This is a genomic window from Novosphingobium rhizovicinum (assembly GCF_040813635.1).
GTDB classification, from domain to species: Bacteria; Pseudomonadota; Alphaproteobacteria; order Sphingomonadales; family Sphingomonadaceae; genus Novosphingobium; species Novosphingobium rhizovicinum.
In genome coordinates this window covers 22,289-36,633 of record NZ_JBFNXR010000035.1, presented here as the reverse complement: position 1 = coordinate 36,633, position 14,345 = coordinate 22,289, and the positions used below count along the sequence as shown (strand labels likewise).

The 14,345-nt window shown below is 63.5% G+C and carries 13 protein-coding genes; 5 read left to right on the top strand and 8 right to left on the bottom strand.

Annotated features, from left to right (window positions below; genetic code table 11):
• Positions 1-771: TauD/TfdA dioxygenase family protein (locus tag ABUH87_RS10800; RefSeq protein ID WP_367772448.1), on the top strand; the 771-nt coding region annotated here is incomplete at its 5' end.
• Between the two features lie 65 nt (positions 772-836).
• Positions 837-1,628 carry a nuclear transport factor 2 family protein gene (locus tag ABUH87_RS10795; RefSeq protein WP_367773434.1) on the top strand — a complete coding sequence of 264 codons (792 nt, stop codon included), beginning with the start codon at positions 837-839 and terminating at the stop codon, positions 1,626-1,628.
• A 28-nt stretch (positions 1,629-1,656) separates the two neighbouring features.
• Here the strand turns inward: ABUH87_RS10795 and ABUH87_RS10790 are convergent, their stop codons facing one another.
• Entirely contained in the window at positions 1,657-2,058 is a 402-nt protein-coding gene (locus ABUH87_RS10790) for an EthD domain-containing protein (RefSeq protein ID WP_367773432.1), read from the bottom strand.
• Between the two features lie 69 nt (positions 2,059-2,127).
• The gene (locus ABUH87_RS10785; protein WP_367773430.1) at positions 2,128-3,342 is read right to left on the bottom strand and encodes a CaiB/BaiF CoA transferase family protein; all 1,215 of its coding nucleotides are present in this window, start codon (positions 3,340-3,342) and stop codon (positions 2,128-2,130) included.
• Positions 3,343-3,635: 293 nt separating this feature from the next.
• Here ABUH87_RS10785 and ABUH87_RS10780 point away from each other — a divergent pair, with 293 nt between their 5' ends.
• Entirely contained in the window at positions 3,636-4,106 is a 471-nt protein-coding gene (locus ABUH87_RS10780; protein WP_367773428.1) for a nuclear transport factor 2 family protein, read from the top strand.
• On the opposite strand, the gene ABUH87_RS10775 is transcribed toward ABUH87_RS10780, so the two are convergent.
• Together ABUH87_RS10775 and ABUH87_RS10770 are read right to left on the bottom strand one after the other, a co-directional pair.
• The gene (locus tag ABUH87_RS10775) at positions 4,103-4,993 is read right to left on the bottom strand and encodes an amidohydrolase family protein (protein ID WP_367773426.1); all 891 of its coding nucleotides are present in this window, start codon (positions 4,991-4,993) and stop codon (positions 4,103-4,105) included. The two genes, ABUH87_RS10780 and ABUH87_RS10775, sit on opposite strands and share 4 nt — an antisense overlap.
• A 58-nt stretch (positions 4,994-5,051) precedes the next feature.
• Positions 5,052-7,520, bottom strand: a complete 2,469-nt coding sequence (locus ABUH87_RS10770; protein ID WP_367773424.1) for a TonB-dependent receptor — start codon at positions 7,518-7,520, stop codon at positions 5,052-5,054.
• 146 nt (positions 7,521-7,666) lie between these two features.
• On the opposite strand from ABUH87_RS10770, the gene ABUH87_RS10765 reads away from it, so the two are divergent.
• Positions 7,667-8,302, top strand: coding sequence for a TetR/AcrR family transcriptional regulator (locus ABUH87_RS10765; protein WP_367773422.1), 636 nt, complete (start codon positions 7,667-7,669; stop codon positions 8,300-8,302).
• 6 nt (positions 8,303-8,308) lie between these two features.
• On the opposite strand, the gene tcuB is transcribed toward ABUH87_RS10765, so the two are convergent.
• Genes tcuB through ABUH87_RS10750 form a run of 3 tightly spaced genes read right to left on the bottom strand, consistent with a single transcriptional unit; the run spans position 8,309 to position 11,733 of the window.
• A complete protein-coding gene (gene tcuB / locus ABUH87_RS10760; RefSeq protein ID WP_367773419.1) occupies positions 8,309-9,406 on the bottom strand; it encodes a tricarballylate utilization 4Fe-4S protein TcuB in 1,098 nt (365 codons plus the stop codon).
• A gap of 4 nt (positions 9,407-9,410) precedes the next feature.
• Positions 9,411-10,805 (bottom strand): FAD-dependent tricarballylate dehydrogenase TcuA, encoded by a 1,395-nt coding sequence (gene tcuA, locus ABUH87_RS10755; protein ID WP_367773417.1) that lies wholly within the window; start codon positions 10,803-10,805, stop codon positions 9,411-9,413.
• Positions 10,806-10,851: 46 nt separating this feature from the next.
• Positions 10,852-11,733, bottom strand: a complete 882-nt coding sequence (locus tag ABUH87_RS10750; RefSeq protein ID WP_367773415.1) for an NAD(P)-dependent oxidoreductase — start codon at positions 11,731-11,733, stop codon at positions 10,852-10,854.
• Positions 11,734-11,886: 153 nt separating this feature from the next.
• On the opposite strand from ABUH87_RS10750, the gene ABUH87_RS10745 reads away from it, so the two are divergent.
• Entirely contained in the window at positions 11,887-13,302 is a 1,416-nt protein-coding gene (locus ABUH87_RS10745) for an NAD-dependent succinate-semialdehyde dehydrogenase (protein ID WP_367773440.1), read from the top strand.
• 56 nt (positions 13,303-13,358) lie between these two features.
• On the opposite strand, the gene ABUH87_RS10740 is transcribed toward ABUH87_RS10745, so the two are convergent.
• Positions 13,359-14,075 carry an IclR family transcriptional regulator gene (locus ABUH87_RS10740; RefSeq protein WP_367773413.1) on the bottom strand — a complete coding sequence of 239 codons (717 nt, stop codon included), beginning with the start codon at positions 14,073-14,075 and terminating at the stop codon, positions 13,359-13,361.
• Between the last annotated feature and the right edge of the window lie 270 nt (positions 14,076-14,345).

The window sequence follows — 14,345 nt, the reverse complement described above, 5'->3', positions numbered from 1 at the left end:
CTCAACTCCAAGGAAGAGCTGCTTGCCGGCGACCTCGGCGGCGAGATCATGGACCTCCTGGAACATCGCGGCGTGCTCGTATTCCCGGAAATCAACTTTAACGATGAAGAGCACGTCGCCTTCACGAACACGCTCGGCAAGTTCGCGCGCGAGATGCGCGGCGAGGAGATCTACAAGGTCAGCCTCGACGAGAAGCAGAACGCCACCGCGGAATACCTGAAGGGCGCGTTCTTCTGGCATTTCGACGGCTTCATGTCGCCGATGCCGATCCGCGCCAGCCTGCTTTCGGCCAAGGTGCTGTCACCTCCAGGAACCGGCCGCACCGAGTTCGCGAACACTTACGCCGCTTACGAAGCGCTGTCGGACGAGGACAAGGCGCTGGTGGCCGACTTGCGGGCAGTGCACGCACTCGCCGCCACCCAGCTCGACGTCACGCCCGAGCCGACGTACGAGCAGTGGCAGGAATGGCGCGCGGTCGGCCGCAAGGAGCTGCCGCTGGTCTGGACACACAAGTCCGGGCGCAAGTCGCTGGTGATCGGCAACTCGGCGCACAACATCCTCGACTACGACCCGCTCGACGGTGAGGAACTGCTGATCCGCCTCCGCTCGTTCGCCACCGGCCCCGAGTTCACCTACAGCCACGACTGGAAGGTCGGCGATCTTGTGATGTGGGACAACACCGGAAGCCTGCACCGCGCAACCTACTATCCGCTCGACTGCGGTCGCATGATGCACCGCACGAAGATCGAAGGCGACGAGCCTATCGTTTGAAGCCAGTGCTGTGAGCACACGTCGGGGCGCGCCTGCCGCGTCCACGACACGCAAGGGAGCCCGCGATGTCGCCTGACCACCTGAAGCGAAACGAGAGCGAACTCGCAGCTTTGCGCCATGACGCCGAGGCCGGACGCGACGGACCTGTGCTCATGCTCAATCTCAACACCTACAAGGCCGAGGCGGGCTTTCCCGATGGCGCTCCCTATCGCGCCTACATGGATGCACTCGCTGCACTGCTGCAGGTTTCAGGAGGCCGTATCCTCTGGCGGCACCCGGTGCTGGGCCAGATGGTGGGTGAGCCCGAAGCCTTCCATGAAGCTCTCGGCATTTGGTACCCGAGCGGACAGGCGTTTCTCTCGCAACCGACGATGCCGGGCGCCGAAGAAAGCTATCGCCTGCGGGCGCAATGCGTGGAGCGCGCCACCATTCACCGCTGCGGCGCGGCGGAGAGGCCGCTGGACGCGCACAAGGCGCTCGTACGCACCTTCTTCGCTGCGCTGGCGAACGGTGAATTGCCTGACGCGCTGCTGACCGATGACATGATCGGGTGGAGCACGACTCAGGGCACCATGAGCAAGGCCTCCTATCAGAACGTGATCGGACTGCTGGGGCGCATGGTGGCGGAGCCGCTGACGTTCACGATCGATGCCATAACCGCCGAGGACGATCGCGCCCTCGCCGAAGTGAGGTCCGCTGGTCGCCTGGTCGACGGGACCGGGTATGCCAACACCTACGTTTTTGCGTTCCGCTTCCGCGAGGGGCGGATCTGCTCGATTGCAGAGCACTTCAACGCGCTGGTCGTGCAGGATACAATGATCCCGCTCATGGCCAAGCTGAACGGGGCGCCCGCCTAGAGCGCCCCCGCCCTCAACGTCCTGCCGATCAGGATTTCAGCGCTTCACGCACCGCGTCGAGATCGGTTTCGCGCTCGACCGTGGTGAGGATGCAGAACGACGAGCGATCGAACAGCCGCTTTTCGTCCTCGACGATCTCGGGCGACATCTTCGTGGTCGTGAGATACTGCAGGGTCGAACGATAGGTCGCCTCGTCGTCGAACCACAGTTCGGTGATCACGTCGTACGGCGGCTCGGTAGCCTCGCCCGTTTCCGGGTGGGGATGGGGTTCCAGGTACGTGCGTACATAGCGCAAGAGCGCCGCCGAGTACTTGGCAGCGAGCGGCGCGTGGTGGTTCTCGTAGTAATCGCGAAACTCCTGCGTGCTCATCCCCGGCTTGCGCTTCATCGGCAACAGGATCTTGTAGATGGTTGCAGCTTGCTCTGTCACATTCGGTTCCCTTGCTTGTAGCATCCTCTCGGGTCCACCGGGCGCCCGCTACCGCACCGATGGAGGCATTCAGGCGATAACTTGCGTCTCTCGCAATTGGGCGATCTGCTCGGGGTCGAGGTGGAGTATATCGCGCAGGATCTCCTCGGTGTGCTGGCCGAGAGCGGGCGGTGCCGTCGGCACGGGCTGAGGGTTACCCGGAAACTTGATCGGGCGGTTCACGATCGGGATGGTGCCGAGGGTCTCATGCTCCGTCTCCACCACCATCTCACGCGCGACCGCCTGCGGCTGCATCAGCGCCTCGTGGATTCCCAGGATCGGTGCGTGCGGGACCTGATGCTCGGTGAACAGATCCACCAGTTCGTCGACCGTATAGAGCTGCGTTTTCTCGGCGATCATCCCGTTCACGCGTTCGCGGATGTCACGCCGCTTCTGCAAGGTGTCGAACGCCGGGTCGGGGCCCGCCTCCGGAAAGCCGAGTGCATCGCAGATGCGCGCCCAAAACCCGTTCGTCAGGCAGGCGATGATGATGGCCCCGTCCTTGGCCGGAAAAGCTCCATAAGGCACCAGGTTCGGATGCTGTGATCCCTGGGGCACCGGGTTCTCGCCGGTGAAGAAGGCAAGCTGGGCGATGTAGCCGAGCAAACCGATGAGACCATCCATCAAGCTCACGTCGATCAGCCGACCGCGCCCGGTCAGATGCCGCTCGTGCAGCGCAGCCAGAATGCCGATCGGCCCATTGATGCCACCGACCAGATCACCCATTGGCAGGCCCAGCTTGACGGGCAGCCGGCCGGGCTCGCCATTCACGCTCAACACGCCCGAAAGCGCCTGCGCGACAATGTCGAAGGAGGGGCGGTCGCGTAGCGGACCGGTCATGCCGAAGCCGGAAATGGCGCAGTAGATCAGCCGCGGGTTGATCTGCGAGAGCGTCTCGTATCCGAGACCCAGCCTGTCCATGACCCCCGGGCGGTAATTCTCGACCAGGACGTCGCACTTGGCTGCAAGATCGCGTGCAAGCTCGAGCCCCTGCTCGCTCTTGAGGTCGATGACGATACTCTTCTTGCCTCGGTTGCTGCCGAGGAAATAGTGACTCTCGCCATCCTTGATGGGTGGAAACGTGCGGGTCTCGTCTCCGGTGCCCGGTGGCTCGATCTTGATGATCTCGGCCCCCAGATCCGCCAGCGCGAGCGAAGCTGCCGGCCCCGCGAGCACGCGCGTGAAGTCGAGCACGCGAATACCCGCAAGGGGCCCTGCCCAGCCCGCTGAACTGTCAGCCTGCATCACCAATCCCCGCAATTACCGACCGGTTCGCGAGCGTTCCCTCGCGGTTCGGCGCTTGTTTGAAACCCTGCAATGCCGACCTCCTATGCACGAGGCGAGCAGAACGATACGACAATTGATGTCGCGTGCCATAGCGCCAGGCTATAGCCGCGCAGACGCACACCACGAGCAGCTGTCCAGCGGTGGGCATTGCTGATCACCGTCTTGTGGCGTCTCTCGCAAAAGTGTCAGGATGCCCGACAAGGCACGCTGCGCCGTCTGCCGGCACGAACACGAGAGGACATAAGGCAATCATGGACGCGATTCACAAGTTGATAGCCATCGAAGCCATCAAGCTGCTCAAGGCACGCTACTTCCGCGGTGTAGACACTGGAGACGGGGCACTCGTGCGCAGTGTGCTCGCGGAGGACTGCGTTCTCGATTATACCGATTGCTTTGTGGACCCGCTTACCGGTCACGATCACTTCCCCGCCTTGAGCATGGTCATGCGCGGGCGAGCCGCTTACTCCGGCAACGGACTGGCCGAGATCGGCGTCGTGAGTGCCCACTACGGGCCGAACTGCGAAATCGAAATCGACAACGCCAGTTCGGCACGCGGGATCTGGTCCATGACCGACAGGCTGGTCATGCCTGTGGGTGGCCCGGTGCGCGAGTTGCTCGGGCATGGCCACTACCACGAGACCTACGTCAAAATCGGCAACGACTGGCTCATCAAGACCTTGCGCATCGTCAGGACACGCGTCGAAGCCTTCCCTCCATGCTAAGAGGCAGTGGACGTGGTCCCGCCATCGGTCCAGTGCAGGACCTTGCGGGCCGTCGCGCCCAGGATCCACCGCTTCTCCTCGGCCTCGAGTTCGGGATCGTCGCGAAGATAAGTAAGCAGGTCCGCCCAGGTGCGATGGGGCATGACCGTGTTGTCGCTCGCCCACATGAGCCGATCGGCTCCGAATGCCGTAATGGCGCGCCTGAGATATGGCCGCAACGGCTCGTAGGGATATGCGCCTATGCCAAAGCGATCCTGCGCATGGCTCCACTTAAGGATCACGTTGGGGTATTCGGCAAGCCGCAGCACTTCGTCGAGATAGGCGGGCTCCAGAGTTCTTGCGGCATCCTGTTCGGGTCGGCCGAACGGAATCGTTGGGAATCCCATACCGCAATGGTCGATCACAAAGGTCAGCCTGGGGAACCGCTTTATGTAGCGCGGCATGGCCTCGGCAAATCCGGGAACGAAGAAGCAGACCGGCAACCCGATATCCTGCGCCAGATCCAGAACGGCATCGTGCGAGCCCTCCGCGAAGCTGCGCGCCTCGTCCATCGTCCAGACCGGCTGCAGGCGAAAAGCGCGCGCGCCCCGCGACGAGGCAACGGTCCGCATGACGCATTCCAGCTCCGGGTCGCGCGGGTCAATGCGCACCAGGTAGCCTAAGCGGTCGGGATGCAGCAGGCTGGCTTCCGTAGCGGCCGGCCATGCAGCGCGCCAGGCTCCGTTCGGCAGAAGGTGTCCCGGCTGGATATGGCTGGGATGAGACTGGCTGAACTCACCCCAGAACTCGTCGATGAGCAATGAGCGGATGCCCAGCGCATCCATCGCGCAAAGCGTCGCGTCGATCTTGCCGCGGCCGACGTGAACCTGTGTGTCAACGATATCCATCTTGTTCCCTTTCCTGACTTTTCCCAGGTTGCACTGGCGAGCAGAGCGAGGGGCGAGTTCAGCGCGATCCGAACGCGTAGCGGAGGCTCAGCCCGAACTCGCGCCTCGGGTTCACCAGCGTCGCATAGTATCCTGAGCCACCTGCGGGAATCAGTTGCGGGAAGGCAGTGCCCAGCGATGCGTTGGCATCGTAGGCAACCGGCGATCGATCAATCGTGCGATCGACCGAGAAGAGGTTGCGGGCGAAAGCAGAGGCCTCCCACGCGCCGTCCTCGCTGCGCACACCGACGTAGAGGTTGACGGGCGCATAGGCGTCGACCGTCAAGTTCGGCTGCACCCGGTTCCTGCTCCTGGCATTGTATGAGACAAGAGTACGGATGAAGCCGTTCGCGCCCTTGCCAATCGGCTGCGCATATTCGGCCCTCAACGTTGCGCTCCACAGGGGGTCACGCGAGACCGAGCCGCCAGGGCACAGCGAGATGAGGCCATAGGCGTTGAAGACTGGCGCGCCGTTCTCGACAATGTTGCAGGGCACCTGGCTGCCCTTCACCTTCCCGTCCGCATAGCTGACCTGTGCGCCAAGGTCGAAGCGGCCGAACTGCGCCGCCGCGTCGATTTCGAAACCGGTGACCTTCGCGTCTACGCTGGCGGTCAGGTTTGCCATGGTCGGTTGACCGCTGGCGGTGCTGAGATAGAGGATGTTGGGAAGGAACGTGGTGAGATTCTCGAATGTCTGCCGGAACACGGTGGCGTTGAATCGCCCGCGGCCGCCCAGGAAGGTGAGCTTGAAGCCAGCCTCATAGTTCGTCGAGTTCTCGGCCGGATGGAAGGTGAGGCTGTTGAGCACCGGATCGGGATGCGCGTTGAGTGCGCCTTGAAGACCGGGGCTCGCGATCGGCGGACGATAGGAAGTCCCGGTGCTCGCATAGATCATCAGGCTGTCGCTGACGCGGTGCCGGATCGAGAGGCTGTAGATCGTCGGCTGCTTCTTCGCCAGGAACGCGGCGGTGGGCAGCGACTGAGCCGGAACCGGAACGTCGCAGAACCCCGGATAGGTGCTGCCGAGTTGCGCGGCAGCGCAGTTGGGAAGCAGCGGGTTGATGAAGGCGGGCGGTAGCGCGGTGGTGCCCTCGCCCAGCGTCGTTTCCAGCCTGCTCTGGAACTTCGACCAGATATGGCGCACGCCCCCGCTCAGCTCGGTGCGCGGCCCCAGATGCAAGGTGGCGTTCGCAAAGACCGAAGTCTCCTCGGAGAGGTATGGCACATCCACCAGGATCGGTATCTGATAACGTGGGTTGAAAGAGGCCAGGCTGGGTGCGCCGGCGGGGCTGCCGAAAGCGCCGGGCAGCAGAATTCCCGGGTTGTCCAGGCCGGCAAACGTCTTGGCCCAGTCATAGAAGAAACCCACTGTATAATCGATGAGGCGGCCGGGCGCCGGCTCGGACGAAAGCCGCACTTCATGCGTGGTCTCGTCTTTGCTGGAGACGGTCACGTAGTCGAGCGGCACTCCGGGCAGGACGTTCCCGATGTCGTTGTCCTGCAGCAGGAAAGTCCGCGCTTCCTGATAAGAGCCCACATACGTCAGCTGATGACCTAATACGGGCACCTCAAGTCGTCCGGTGACAACGTCCAGGTTGACCCGGACTTCGGAAATTTCGTCTTGGACCGAGCTCCGCTCGCTGGCGCGGATGGCCGGACTGAGAGCAGTCCCTTGCCCTGGCCCAGAGACGTGTTCGAAGGCATGCTGCCGCTTGTCGATGTGCGTGTAGCTGATCTGCGCGCTGAGGTCCGGTGCGGGGTTGAAGAGCACGCTGAGCCGGCCAGCGAGCGTGCGCTGCTCGGGACGCTCGGAATTGTTGATGCTTCGCACGCTGTTGGACTCGGTCCAGTCGCCCACTCCCGCCGCACGGACCGCGAGAACGTCCTGGATCACCGGCACGTTGACGGCGCCCTGAAGGTTGTAGCCGTGGCGGTCGGTCACCTGCCCTTGCGCGTAGCCGCCCCATTCCGAGACGTCCGGCCGGCGAGTGGTGACCGTGATCGCACCTGAGGGCGCCGACACGCCACGGTTGGTGCCCTGCGGTCCGCGCAGGACCTCGATCTGTCCGATGTCGAACAGTGAGTCGAAGAGGAACAGCGACTGCACCGGCGCATCGTTAAGGTACATTGCGACGGTGGGCGGTGCCGTGCTGCGGGCGTCGAACGTGACGCCTCGCAGAGAGGTGGAGGTCTGGGTACCGCTACCATCCTGCGCAAGCGTCAGCCCGGGAACGACAGCCTGCAAGTCGGTAAACTCCGTGAGCTTCAGCTTCTCGACCGCCTCGGTCGTCACCACGTTCACGAATTCCGGGACATCCTGCAGGCTTTCTTCCTTGCGCCGAGCCGTGACGACAATTTCGCCCCCGGCAAGCGGAGCGTCGTTCGCGCTGGCGCCTTCTTGTTGCACCTCCTGAGCGTGAGCCGTGCCGCCGGCCATGGACCAGGCCAGCGCACCGAGCGCGGTGGCGACGAGCTGCCTTCCCCTCATGAAATCCTCCCCTTCTTTCCCGTGCGGCGGTCGCTTACGCACCACCTTGGATCACAAGTTGAAGCGGCTCAATCATGAAGTCAAGTGACTTCACAAGCAAGTCACTTGCCTATATTTGAACGTGGCGGTAAGCCTATTGGCTCAAGATGACGTCCGCTTCGATCCGCCCGGCCAGCTCCAGCGTAAGGTCCAATTTACTCGACGCTGCCGAGCGCCTGTTCGCGCGCCATGGCTTGGAAGGCGTCTCACTGCGCCAGATCAGCGCGGCGGCCGGCACTCGGAACAACTATGCCGTCCAGTCGCACTTCGGCGACGCCGCCGGCCTGATCCGGGCAGTGATCGAGCGTCGCGCAGCCCAGATGGAGCTTCGCCGGGCGGAGCTCCTGGGGCAACTGGTGGGCACGGAGGACATAAGCCTGCGCCAATTGTTCGCAGTCATCTATCTGCCCATCCTCGATGGCTCGAAGGCGGGTGAGCCTGCAGTCTTCGCGCAGTTCAATTTGACCTTGCTGACGAGCCCGCGAGGCTACGAACCGCTCGACGAAGTCTATGCCGACAAGCCCGTGACCCGCCGTACGCTGGAACTGATCGTGGCCGCCTGCTCCCATGTAGAACCAGCGGTAGCCTGGCGCCGGGTTCAGTTCGCTGGCGTCGGCTTCCTCGCGGCCGCCATTGCCGCGTACTCGGTGATCGAGACCGAAGAGCACTACCGCGCGGCGATCGCCGACGCCCTTGAGATGGCGGCCGCCGCATTGGCGGCGCCGGCGGTCCCTACGACCTGACCACTTTCAACCGTCGCGGCGGCGCTCCGCAGCATAGCGAACGAGCGCCATGAAGCGGTAGATCCCGTGCACGAAGCGACCGTAGGGCATGGTGATGAAGAAGGCGAAGACCAGCCCAAGGTGCAGCGCCAGAAGCAGGCTCATCGCCCCGGTGCTGCGCAGGGCCAGGAGCAGCAGCCCACTCAGTCCCACCAGCAGCAACATGACCATGAACGCCACGTCCATGCCAAGGTGGCTTTCATCCCTTAGTTCGCGCCGCCGCTGGCGCTTGGCCCCGAGCAATCCGGCGGTGCCGACCACAAGGCCCACACCTCCCACCGTGCCCAGCAGGACGGGCAGTTCGTACCACGCGTAAGGCGCCTCCTTGCCGAGCAGGTAGTGGTAAAGCGTCCCTGCCGAAGTCGAGGCGACGCACAGCAGAAATCCATAAAACGTCAGGTGGTGATAGACCCGACGCGTATCGGTCGGCTCCTCGTCGGTGTTGACGCAGCCTACTCCTCCGCCGTCCAGATAGCGCAAGCTACCGGCATCCTTCATCGCCTGCCACACGCTTCGCCACCCCACCGGCAGGGGATCGGACGCGTCTATGTCTTTCCAAAACGCGCGAACGCCCATCGCGAGCGACACGACAGCGTAAGTGAAGGCGCTACCGAACAGCAGGGCCATCGCCCCGTGGGGCATCACTCGGTAGAATGCACCGCGCCCGGTATGAACCGCGAACAGCGCTGTCGGATCCTCGGCAGCGGCGAAACCGATCAGGAACAGCGTCACGCATGCTGCGGCCAGCAGAGCGATGAACAGCCCGTTGCGCTCGAACACTCCAGCGAAGGCGCGCGGCCAGACGTAGGCGGCGTAGGAGTCTCGCCGCACCGTCGCGAGCGTCTGCGGAACGTTCACCGCGAACTCGTGAGGGGGCGTGAACTGGCAGTCATCGTAGCAGGCGCCGCAGCCATGGCACAGGTTCGCCAGGAAATTGAGGTCACCCTCGAGGAATTCGCGGCGCATCTCCATGGCTGGAAAAACCGCACAGAGGCCTTCGCAATACCGGCACGAATTGCAGACCGTCATCAGTCGATCAGCTTCGAGGAGGGACGCAGATGTCATTGGCTCAAGCCCGTGCATGTGCAGCAGCCCCTTCCCCGGCAATCTTCCCGAATACGCTGCCGATGGTCATGCCGATGCCGGCGGCATAGCCCTGCCCCAGCACGTTGCCGGCCATGATCTCGCCTGCGGCGAACATGTTTTCGGCCATCGTGCCATCCACCATCTTCATGCGTGCGTGGCGGTCCACCCGCGTGCCGAGATAAGTGAAGGTAATCCCCGGCCGCACTGGATAGGCGTAGTAAGGGGCAGTCTCGATCCGCCGCGCCCAGTTCGTCTTCTCGATCTCCAGTCCTTTCGTGCGGCATCCGTCATGGATCGTGTGATCGAAGCGCCCGGGCTGTACGGCATTATTGAACGCGTTTACCGTCGCCTCCACGCTCGCGGCGTCGAGCTCCAGCTTGTTAGCCAGCTCTCCGATCGTGGGTGCCGAGATCGGTGGATAGAGCGAGGGCATGAACAGCGACAGCGAGGAAGCGTCGAAGATGATGTAGGCGATCTGGTCGGGCTGCGCAGCGACCATGCGTCCCCAGATCGCGTAGCGCTTGGGCCAGAAATCCTCCCCCTCATCGTAGAAGCGCTGCCCGTGCTTGTTGACGACGATGCCGAACACCACGCAGTCGAGCCGGGTGATGATGCCGCCGTCGAACTTGGGCGCACGGGCGTCGATCGCGACGGCATGGCACTGGGTCACATCTCCGATCGGCTCGACCCCCTTGTCGAGGAGCACCCGCAGCAGGCTTCCGCGGTTGTAAGGCGTACCGCGGATCAGGAAGTTCTCGGCAATCTCACCCCAGCCTTCCTTGAGCCATTCGATATTGGCCTCGAATCCGCCTGCTGCCGCAACGATCGTCCTCGCCGCCACGGTCGAGTGCCCATCAGCCCGTCGAACCGTGGTGCTACGGAAGCGCCCGCCCGCCATGTCCAGGTCGATCACTTCGGCATCGTACTCGACTGCAACGCCGAGCTTGTGAGCAGTCCGGTAAAGCGCGTTGAGCATGGCGCGCCCGCCTCCTAGGAAGAAGCTGTTGGTGCGCCCCAGGCTCAGGGTTCCTCCGAGCGAGGGCTGGAACCGAACCCCCTGCTCCTGGATCCAGTCGAGCATATCTCGACTCTTCCGGATCATCAGGCGGGCCAGTTCCTCATCGGTCCGGCCCTTGGTGACCTGAAGCAGGTCAGCCCAGAACTCATCCTCGCCGTAGGGACCTGTGAGCCAGGCCGTCGCACTGTCATGGGTGCAACGCATGTTGCGCGTGTGCCGGGTGTTGCCTCCGCGATAGAACCGAGGCGCGCCTTCAAGCACCAGCACCGAAGCGCCGGCTCGGCATGCAGCAATCGCCGCGCACAAGGCAGCGTTGCCACCACCAACAACGAGCACGTCCAAGTCGGAACGTCCGCTCACGCGCGGCCAACAGCGCAACGAGAGATAACAAGAGACCAGCGCACCCTCACCTCGCTTGGTCGATCACGCGGGAAACCACGGGCCAGTAGCGATCCCCATCGCCGCGCTCTATAGTAGCCGCGAGCAGCCGGTCCGCGAGCTTGGCTCCTTCCGCTCTCACTCCGGTATCGCCTGCGAGCGCGAGCGCGTAATCGAGGTCCTTGCGGGCATAGATGGCGGAGAAAGCTCTTTCCGGGAAGTTGTCCGGCAGCACCGCCTTCATGCCATGATGGCGCAAGGCGAAGCTGTCTGCCGAGCTCTTCGTGAAGGCGTCGAACAACAAGGCCCCATCCACTCCGGCGCGCCGCGCGATCGCCAGTGCCTCGGAGAACGCGACGACCGTCTCCATCATCACCATGTTGTTGAGCAACTTGACGACTTGCCCGCTGCCCACCGTTCCGCAGTGTGTGATCTCGGTTCCCATGCAAGCAAGCAGAGGGTGAAGTTGCGCGAAGAGTGCCTCGTCCGCCCCGACCATGATCGCCAGCGTCCCGTCTTCCGCGGCTTGCCGCGTGCGAGCGATCGGAGCGTCGGCATAGCGCACGTTCAATGCCTCGAACGCAGCAGCCAATTCTCTCGTAAGAGCGACAGGCGACGTACTCATGTCGACCAGCACCTGTCCCGGGCGCATCGTCGCTAGCAGCCCTTCGGGTCCGGCACATACGACTTCGAGCGCTTCCGCGCTCGGCAATGATAGCAGAACGACGGCGCACTGGGCGGCGAGTGCGCGAAGATCTGCAGCGCTTTGCACGCCATCTGCTGCGAGACGATCGAGCGGAGCCTGAACTCGATCAAAGCCGATCACCGCCCTCCCGCACTTGCGTGCAAGATTGCGGCACATGGGCTCACCCATGACGCCCAGTCCGACGAAGCCCACCGCTCCTTGCATCTGCCCTCTCCGCCTGTGTTCTACTCTGCAGAACAGTAGTTCTCTTTATTGTTGTGCCTAGCCACGCTGATGCTCCATAACAAGCCCATAATCCCGATGTGACCAACGGACGGTAGAAGACCGGAGACGACCCACGCATATCCGGAGCTTGCGCTGCTAATCGACGGCGAGTGGCGCAAAACTGCAGAAGAGACGCCGGTTACGAACCCCGCCGACGAGACGCTTCTGCGTGCTGTTCCGGTGGCCGCATCGAACGACATCGATGCCGCAATCGCCGCCGCTGAACGCGGCCAACGCGTGTGGCAAAAGACTGCCCCGGCCGAACGAGCTCGTGTCATCCTCGCGGCCGCAGCCCTGCTGCGAGAGCGCGCCGAAGACATCGCCCTCGCCTCCACGCTGGAGCAAGGCAAGCCACTCGCCCAGTCACAGGCCGAAGTTCTACGCGCCTGCGAGATCATCGAGTGGGATGCAAATGAGGGTCGTCGTCTTTACGGTCGTACAATCCCTGCCGAATCGGGGCTACGCCACACCGTGCTGCGCGAGCCGATCGGCATCGTCGCTGCGTTCTCTCCCTGGAACTTTCCGGTCAGCCCACCGGCCAGGAAGATCGCCGGAGCACTCTCGGCCGGATGCGCGATCATCCTGAAACCGTCCGAAGAGACGCCCGCAGGGGCCATCCAGCTCGCTCACGCCTTTCTGGACGCAGGCCTCCCTGCTGGCGTGCTGAACATCCTGTTCGGCGATCCCGCGCATATCTCGCAGCGGCTGATCGCTCATCGCTCCGTTCGCCTGGTGACGTTCACCGGGTCGGTCCCAGTGGGAAAACGGCTTGCAGCGCTTGCAGGTGAGCACATGAAGCCCGCGATCATGGAATTGGGAGGGCACAGCCCCGTGATCGTCTGCGCCGATGCACCGGTTATAGAAACCGCACGAGCGTCTGTGCAGATAAAGGCGCGCAATGCCGGGCAGGTCTGCGTAGCGCCGACGCGCTTCTTTGCGCACGCTTCTCTCTATGAGGCTTTCGTCGAGGAAGCGGCAGCCCGTGCTGCAGAACTGGCGCCGCTCGACGGCCGCGATCCGGCGTGCCGGCTAGGGCCACTGGCAAACGCGCGTCGGTTGGCTGCCGTCGATGCTCTCGTGAAGGATGCGGTATCGCGCGGCGCCCGCCTGCTGGCCGGGGGACGCCAGGTTGAACGGCGCAGCTTCTACTACCCCTTGACGGTGCTCGCCGACTTACCTGCCAACGCCCGAGCAATGCACGAAGAGCCGTTTGGCCCCTTGATGCTGATCCAGCCGTTCACCGATCTCGATGATGCGATCGCCCGCGCCAACTCGCTTCCGTTCGGGCTTGCCGCGTACGCGTTCACCGACTCTGCGCAAGCGGCAGAACGAATTAGTTCCGAAGTTCAGTGCGGCAACCTTTCCATAAACCACTATGTGGCATCGCTCGCGGAGACCCCCTTCGGCGGCATAAAGGATAGCGGCTACGGACGTGAAGGTGGCATGGAAGGCCTGCACTGCTACACGACCGTCAAGAATGTCTCGCACCGGCTCCGGCCTAGCTCCTGATGGGCTGAACGACGGCCGGCGCAGAGCGGCACCGTACAATGCGGGTATGACCGCAACTAGCCTGCAGTCGCCGGATAGTCGCCGCCCAGGACACCAGATAGGCCCACAGCCGCGGTGATGAGCCTCGGGCGCCAGGTCGCAATCATGTCTGGCGTAAACCGCTCCGTCGGACCGGACAGCGATAGCGCTCCCGCCAATCTCGTGTCCGCGGTGAACACCGGTGCTGCCAGGCCCGAACAGCCGACCTCGCGTTCTCCTAGAGACTGGGCAAAGCAGGTCACCCTCACCTGCGCAAGCCTGGCGTCTCCGGGCTCATCGAAAGCCGCAAGCACGCGACCTGCAGCACCTCGATCGAGTGGCAGCACGTCGCCCGGGTTGATCCTGTCGAGTGTCGGGTGCCGGGAGTCGACGCGAAAGAGACAAAGTCGCCGGTCGGGCCCGCACCGCACATGAAACGACGCACTTTCGCTCCCTTCGTCAACAAGGGCCTTCAGCACTGGCTGAACGTAATTGCGGAACGGGTTCGACCTCTCGTAAGCGGTGCCAAGCCGTTGTGCGGCAGGTCCGATTGCATACCGGCCATCCGCGAGACGCGACACGTAACCCGCAGCCTCGATCGAAGCGAGCAAGCGAAGCACCGTGCTTTTGTAAAAGCCTGTCGCCGCGGCAATCCGGGCAAGCGAGATCGGCTCGATCTCCTCGGCAACGGCTGCAACGATCGCGAACGCGCGATCGACCGCGGCCACGCCACCGCCGCCCGGCCGATCCGCCACTAAGATCTCCTCGCGTTTTGAAGCATGCGCGCTTCTGGCAAGCCATCCGCCAGAGTACAAGTGCGGGCGACGCGGCGTGCAACTCGCCGCCGCAGAGGTCCAGCCGAGGCGGTCCCGCCGCGGTCAGCTGCAGCAAGTACTGACCGGCCCAGGCGCCCAGGCCTTCCTTGCAGGACCTGTTGCTGGCCAACCTATAGCCGAGACCGAAAATTCCCGTCATAACGCGACACTAACGCACGATGCATCGAGCCCAAGGCCATCAGGCCTTGA

What these genes read in the sequence shown, in the direction of transcription:
- ABUH87_RS10795 (WP_367773434.1), top strand. Translation starts at nt 837, where the DNA reads ATGTCGCCTGACCACCTGAAGCGAAACGAGAGCGAACTCGCAGCTTTG.
- ABUH87_RS10785 (WP_367773430.1), bottom strand. Translation starts at nt 3,342, where the DNA reads ATGCAGGCTGACAGTTCAGCGGGCTGGGCAGGGCCCCTTGCGGGTATT.
- ABUH87_RS10780 (WP_367773428.1), top strand. Translation starts at nt 3,636, where the DNA reads ATGGACGCGATTCACAAGTTGATAGCCATCGAAGCCATCAAGCTGCTC.
- ABUH87_RS10775 (WP_367773426.1), bottom strand. Translation starts at nt 4,993, where the DNA reads ATGGATATCGTTGACACACAGGTTCACGTCGGCCGCGGCAAGATCGAC.
- ABUH87_RS10770 (WP_367773424.1), bottom strand. Translation starts at nt 7,520, where the DNA reads ATGAGGGGAAGGCAGCTCGTCGCCACCGCGCTCGGTGCGCTGGCCTGG.
- ABUH87_RS10765 (WP_367773422.1), top strand. Translation starts at nt 7,667, where the DNA reads ATGACGTCCGCTTCGATCCGCCCGGCCAGCTCCAGCGTAAGGTCCAAT.
- tcuB (WP_367773419.1), bottom strand. Translation starts at nt 9,406, where the DNA reads ATGACATCTGCGTCCCTCCTCGAAGCTGATCGACTGATGACGGTCTGC.
- ABUH87_RS10750 (WP_367773415.1), bottom strand. Translation starts at nt 11,733, where the DNA reads ATGCAAGGAGCGGTGGGCTTCGTCGGACTGGGCGTCATGGGTGAGCCC.